Source organism: Streptomyces bobili, from assembly GCF_002154575.1.
In the GTDB taxonomy this organism is placed as follows: domain Bacteria; phylum Actinomycetota; class Actinomycetes; order Streptomycetales; family Streptomycetaceae; genus Streptomyces; species Streptomyces bobili.
The window spans coordinates 1-5,207 of record NZ_MUBA01000270.1 but is presented as its reverse complement, the minus strand read 5'-3'; the positions used below and the strand labels follow the sequence as shown (position 1 = coordinate 5,207).

The 5,207-nt window shown below is 69.2% G+C and carries 6 protein-coding genes and 1 pseudogene; 4 read left to right on the top strand and 3 right to left on the bottom strand.

Annotated features, from left to right (window positions below):
• The coding region (locus BZL64_RS21910; protein ID WP_086770899.1) for a phosphoenolpyruvate carboxylase at window positions 1-2,214 on the bottom strand (2,214 nt) is incomplete at its 3' end.
• Between the two features lie 287 nt (window positions 2,215-2,501).
• Between BZL64_RS21910 and BZL64_RS21905 the strand changes: the two genes are divergently transcribed.
• Window positions 2,502-3,524 carry an acyl-CoA desaturase gene (locus tag BZL64_RS21905; protein ID WP_086770898.1) on the top strand — a complete coding sequence of 341 codons (1,023 nt, stop codon included), beginning with the start codon at window positions 2,502-2,504 and terminating at the stop codon, window positions 3,522-3,524.
• Window positions 3,521-4,198, top strand: coding sequence for a TetR/AcrR family transcriptional regulator (locus BZL64_RS21900; protein ID WP_086770897.1), 678 nt, complete (start codon window positions 3,521-3,523; stop codon window positions 4,196-4,198). Before BZL64_RS21905 ends, BZL64_RS21900 begins: the two co-directional genes overlap by 4 nt.
• A gap of 60 nt (window positions 4,199-4,258) precedes the next feature.
• Here the strand turns inward: BZL64_RS21900 and BZL64_RS21895 are convergent, their stop codons facing one another.
• The gene (locus BZL64_RS21895) at window positions 4,259-4,432 is read right to left on the bottom strand and encodes a CsbD family protein (RefSeq protein ID WP_086770896.1); all 174 of its coding nucleotides are present in this window, start codon (window positions 4,430-4,432) and stop codon (window positions 4,259-4,261) included.
• Between the two features lie 107 nt (window positions 4,433-4,539).
• Between BZL64_RS21895 and BZL64_RS21890 the strand changes: the two genes are divergently transcribed.
• Both BZL64_RS21890 and BZL64_RS21885 read left to right on the top strand, forming a co-directional pair.
• Entirely contained in the window at window positions 4,540-4,794 is a 255-nt protein-coding gene (locus tag BZL64_RS21890; protein ID WP_086770900.1) for a type II toxin-antitoxin system Phd/YefM family antitoxin, read from the top strand.
• A complete protein-coding gene (locus BZL64_RS21885; RefSeq protein WP_086770895.1) occupies window positions 4,791-5,042 on the top strand; it encodes a type II toxin-antitoxin system RelE family toxin in 252 nt (83 codons plus the stop codon). Before BZL64_RS21890 ends, BZL64_RS21885 begins: the two co-directional genes overlap by 4 nt.
• A gap of 3 nt (window positions 5,043-5,045) precedes the next feature.
• Here BZL64_RS21885 and BZL64_RS41255 read toward each other — a convergent pair.
• A pseudogene (locus BZL64_RS41255) lies at window positions 5,046-5,207 on the bottom strand (trans-aconitate methyltransferase); the annotation flags it as partial.

Here is a 5,207-nt window from a genome sequence, read left to right as displayed (position 1 = left end):
CAGGCCGTCGAGACCGGCGCCGGAGTCGGGGCGCCGGGAGGGACGCGAGCCGAGATGGAGGTCGGCGAGCTGGTCGACGGGGGTGGAGGCGAAGAAGTACGACGGCAGGTCGGGGTCCTCGACGAGCGCCCGGTAGGCGTCGTGGGCGGCGTCGCTGACGAGGTCCATGGCCGCGTCCCAGCGGGCGAGGGACTCGTCGGACTGGCGGGGTGAGGTGTGCAGGGCGGAGGCCTGGAGGGTGGCGGCGACCGTCAGTTCCAGGTTCTCGCGGGCCAGCGACGGGATGAGGTACTTGTCGGAGATGACCTCGCCCTGCTCGGTGACCTTGATCTCGCCTTCGAGGGTGCCCCAGGGCTGGGCGAGGATCGCGTCGTGCGAGGGGCCGCCGCCACGGCCGACGGTGCCGCCGCGGCCGTGGAAGAGGCGCAGCCGGACGCCGTAGCGGTGGGCCACGTCGCGCAGGCGGCGCTGGGCGCGGTGGATCTCCCACTGGCTGGTGGTGATGCCGCCGAACTTGGAGGAGTCGGAGTAGCCGAGCATGACCTCCTGGACGTCTCCGCGCAGTGCCACCAGACGGCGGTACGACGGGTCGGAGAGCATGTCCTCCAGGATGGTGTCGGCGGCCTTCAGCTCGTCGGTGGTCTCCAGGAGGGGCACGATGCCGATCCTGGCCCAGCCGGCGTGCAGGTCGACGAGGCCGGCCTCGCGGGCGAGGACGGCGGCGGCGAAGACGTCGTCGGCGCCCTGGCACATGGAGATGATGTACGACTCGATGACCTCGGGTCCGAAGACGGCGAGCGCCCGCTTGACCGTCTCGAACACGCCGAGGGTCTTCTCGCCGGCCGCGTCGACGGGCGCCGGGGTACCGGCCAGCGGCCGGCGTGAGCGGAGTTCCTTGGCGAGGAGCTTGGTGCGGTACTCGCGGGGCATGTCGGCGTAGCGCCAGGATTCCTCGCCGAGGCGGTCGAACAGCTGGCCGAGGGCGTGGTGGTGGGCGTCGGCGTGTTCGCGGACGTCCATGGTGGCGAGCTGGAGGCCGAAGGCGGCCAGGGTGCGGATGGTGCGGTTCATCCGGCCGTCGGCGAAGAGGCCGCCGCGGTGTTCGCGCAGGGAGGTCTGGATGAGGGCGAGGTCGCCGATCAGCTCGCTGGTGCCGAGATAGTCGCGGCCGGGCTCGTGGGGGATGCCCTTGGCGAGGCGCGTCTTGGTGTTCTCCAGCTTCTGCCGGATGCAGGTGGCCTTGAGCCGGTAGGGCTCCTCGGCGTTGAGGCGCTTGTAGCGGGGGCTGATCTCGGGGAGGCGTTCCAGGTCGGTCTGGAGGGAGGTGAGGAGTTCCTCGGTGGCTCCGGTGTAGCGGATGGAGTTGGAGAGGAATCCGCGGAGTTCGTCGATCATCTCCAGGGCGTCGTTGATGCCGTGTTCGTGCTGGAGGATGAGGACGTCCCAGGTCACCTGGGGGGTGACGTTGGGGTTGCCGTCGCGGTCGCCGCCGATCCAGGTGCCGAAGGTGAGGGGGCGGGTCTCGGCGGGGACGGTCACGCCGACGCGTTCGAGTTCGGCGGTGAGGTCCTCGAGGACGTCGCCGACGGCTCCGGCGTGGAGTTCGTCGAGGTAGTAGATGGCGTTGCGGGCCTCGTCGGCGGGCTCGGGGCGGACCACGCGGAGTTCGTCCGTCTGCCAGACGAGGTCGATGTTCTCGGCCAGTCGGGTGTCGTAGCGGCGGCGGTCGGCCTCGATGACGGGGGTCTCCAGGAGCGCGGCGATGCGCCGGAGCTTGTTGAGTACCGACCGGCGTGCGGCTTCGGTGGGGTGCGCCGTGAAGACGGGGCGAACATTGAGGTTCCGGACCGTCTCGCGGACGTGGTCGGGGTCGGCGTCCTTGAGGCGGTCGGCGGTGCGGGCGAGGAGGCCGCCTTCGGCGGCGCGCCTGGCGCGCAGTTCGCGGCCGCGGTGGACCTGCTCGGTGACGTTCGCCAGATGGAAGTACGTGGAGAAGGCGCGGACCAGCTTGGCCGCGGTCTCCAGTTCGGTGCCGCGCAGCAGGTCGGCGGCTGCCTCGCCGTCCTCGCGCGTGAGGCGGCGGACCTTTTCGACCAGGTCGAGGAGCTCGGGGCCCTCCTGCCGGACGAGGGTCTCACCGAGGAGGTCACCCAGTCGGCGGATGTCGGCGCGCAGCTCGGGGCTGGTAGTCGTCTGGTCGTCGGCACTGCTCACAGGTGCGGCTCCTTGCAGTGTTGAAGCTCGTCCGGGAGGGAACCCGGGCCTCAGGCCCCGCGGCGGGGCCGCATACGGGCCTGACATCCGGGAAGAAAACAGAGCGGACCGCGCTGTCCGACTGTTTCCAAGGATAGGTGTCCGTGCGGACGCGCAGACTCGCGGGCCTTGCCGCCGGGTGCCGCACTGCCATACTTACGACGCCGTAGGTTACGGGACCGTAGGAAGTGTGGTGCGGTCTCCCGGCCTGGCACCTCTCTCAACCCACGACCCCACAGGGGACGCGCATGACCTCTAGCTCCGACGTGATCGAAGACCCCTCACCGGCGCCCGACGACTCGCCCCACGACTCCCCCACCACCTCCGCCACTCTGGGCGGTGAACAGAAGCGTTCGATCGAGCAGATCACGCTGCTGCTCTTCATCATCGTGCCGTTCCTGGCCCTGCTGGCGGCGGTGCCGCTGGCCTGGGGCTGGGGGGTGAGCTGGCTGGACCTCGGCCTGCTGGTCTTCTTCTACTACCTCGGATGCCACGGCATCACCATCGGTTTCCACCGGTACTTCACGCATGGTTCCTTCAAGGCGAAGCGGCCCCTGCGGATCGCCTTGGCGATCATGGGGTCGATGGCCGTGGAGGGACCGCTGGTCCGCTGGGTGGCGGACCACCGCAAGCATCACAAGTTCTCCGACGCGGAGGGTGACCCGCATTCGCCGTGGCGTTTCGGTGAGACGCTGCCGGCGCTGATGAAGGGCCTGTGGTGGGCGCACATCGCCTGGATGTTCGACGAGGAGCAGACGCCGCAGGACAAGTACGCGCCGGATCTGATCAAGGACCCGGCGCTGCGGGCGATCTCCCGGCAGTTCGTGCTGTGGACGCTGCTGTCGCTGGCTTTGCCGCCGCTGATCGGCGGACTGGTGACGATGTCCTGGTGGGGCGCGTTCACCGCGTTCTTCTGGGGCTCGCTGGTGCGGGTGGCGTTGCTGCACCACGTGACCTGGTCGATCAACTCGATCTGTCACGCGGTGGGCAAGCGGCCGTTCAAGTCGCGTGACCGGTCGGGCAACGTGTGGTGGCTGGCCGTGCTGTCCTGCGGTGAGTCCTGGCACAATCTGCACCATGCCGAGCCCACCTCGGCGCGGCACGGTGTGATGCGCGGCCAGCTGGACTCCTCGGCGCGGTTCATCCGCTGGTTCGAGATGCTGGGCTGGGCGTACGACGTGCGCTGGCCGTCACGCTCGCGTATCGATTCGCGCCGGAACACGGACGGGGACGGCTCCCGGCGCCGGAAGGTGACCGCCGACGCGGCATGATGGACGCCGTGGCGACCGACTCCAGCAGTACCCCGAGCAATGAGAAGCCGCGGCGAGTGCGTCGCACCCGGATGACCGGTGCGGAGCGTCGCCAGCAGTTGCTGGAGATCGGCCGCACTCTCTTCGCGGCGAAGGGGTTCGAGGGCACGTCGGTGGAGGAGATCGCGGCGAAGGCCGGGGTCTCCAAGCCGGTGGTGTACGAGCACTTCGGCGGCAAGGAGGGGCTGTACGCGGTGGTGGTGGACCGGGAGATGCGGCGCCTGCTGGACATGGTGACCAGCTCCCTCACGGCGGGCCACCCCCGCGAACTGTGCGAACAGGCCGCCTTCGCTCTCCTCGACTACATCGAGGAGTACACGGACGGTTTCCGCATCCTCGTCCGGGACTCCCCCATCCCCCAGTCGACGGGTTCCTTCGCGTCTCTCATCTCGGACATCGCCACCCAGGTGGAGGACATCCTGGGCCGTGAGTTCAAGAGCCGCGGCTTCGACCCGAAGCTGGCTCCGCTGTACGCGCAGGCGCTGGTCGGCATGGTCGCGCTGACCGGCCAGTGGTGGCTGGACGTACGCCGGCCGAAGAAGGCGGAGGTCGCGGCGCACCTGGTGAACCTGGCCTGGCACGGCCTGGACGGCCTGGAGGCCAAGCCCCACCTGATAGGCCGCCGCAAGAGCTGACGTACGCGTACGAGGGCCCCCGCCCACTGGCGGGGGCCCTCACCTCTGTGTCCGTCCGAGTCAGTGCTTGAAGACGTCCTTCGCCTTCTCCTTCGACTGGCGGGCGTCGCCCTTGGCCTGCTCGGCGCGACCCTCGGCCTCGAGGCGCTCGTTGCCCACGGCCCGTCCGGCCGCTTCCTTGACCTTGCCCTTGGCCTGTTCCATCTTCGCCTTGGACTTCTGCTCGCCTGCCACGGTGTCTCACTCCCAGTCAGGTTGGCTTCTCTCACCTCACCGGGTGACCCCGCTTCAGGCAGCCCAAACCATGTGCATGAAGAGTAATGTTCTGCCATCATGTGCACATGACTGAGATTGCTATCAGCGCGGCCCGTGCCCAGCTCGGCGACCTGGTCCGGCGTGCGGCTCACGGCCGGGAAACCATCGCCCTCACCGACCACGGCCACGTGGCCGCCCTGCTCGTCTCTCCCCAGGTGATAGAGGATCTCGAGGACGCCCTGGCGGTGTCCGACTACCAGCGGCGCAAGGCCGAGGGCACACTGGCGCCCGGTATCCCGATGGCAGAGGTGCGCAAGCGGCTGGGGCTCGAGCAGAAGTGACCTACGAGATCGAGTTCGAGCCGCACGCCCTGGACATGGCCGCCCGGTTCCTCCAGAAGGACCCGAGCGGCCTTGCCTTACTCCTCGACAGCATCGACAAACTCGCCCACGATCCACGCCCGGCAGGATCGGTCCCCTACGGGTCCCCTGACCTCCGCCGCCTCCGCATCGGCGACTACCGGGTCCTGTACCTCATCGACAAGGCCGTGATCCGTGTCCTCGTCACGCACTTGGGCCGGACGCCATAAGCCTTACGCCCCCTTCCTGGCCACCGTGAACAGGCGGCGGAACGGGAGCACCGTGCCGTACGGGCGGGGTGGGTAGGCCTCGCGGAGCAGGTCGCGGTACTCGGTGACGAAGGTGTCGCGGGCCTCGGGGTCGTCGGCGAGGGCGGTGAGGACGGGGCGCAGGCC

What these genes read in the sequence shown, in the direction of transcription:
- BZL64_RS21905 (WP_086770898.1), top strand. Translation starts at nt 2,502, where the DNA reads ATGACCTCTAGCTCCGACGTGATCGAAGACCCCTCACCGGCGCCCGAC.
- BZL64_RS21900 (WP_086770897.1), top strand. Translation starts at nt 3,521, where the DNA reads ATGATGGACGCCGTGGCGACCGACTCCAGCAGTACCCCGAGCAATGAG.
- BZL64_RS21890 (WP_086770900.1), top strand. Translation starts at nt 4,540, where the DNA reads ATGACTGAGATTGCTATCAGCGCGGCCCGTGCCCAGCTCGGCGACCTG.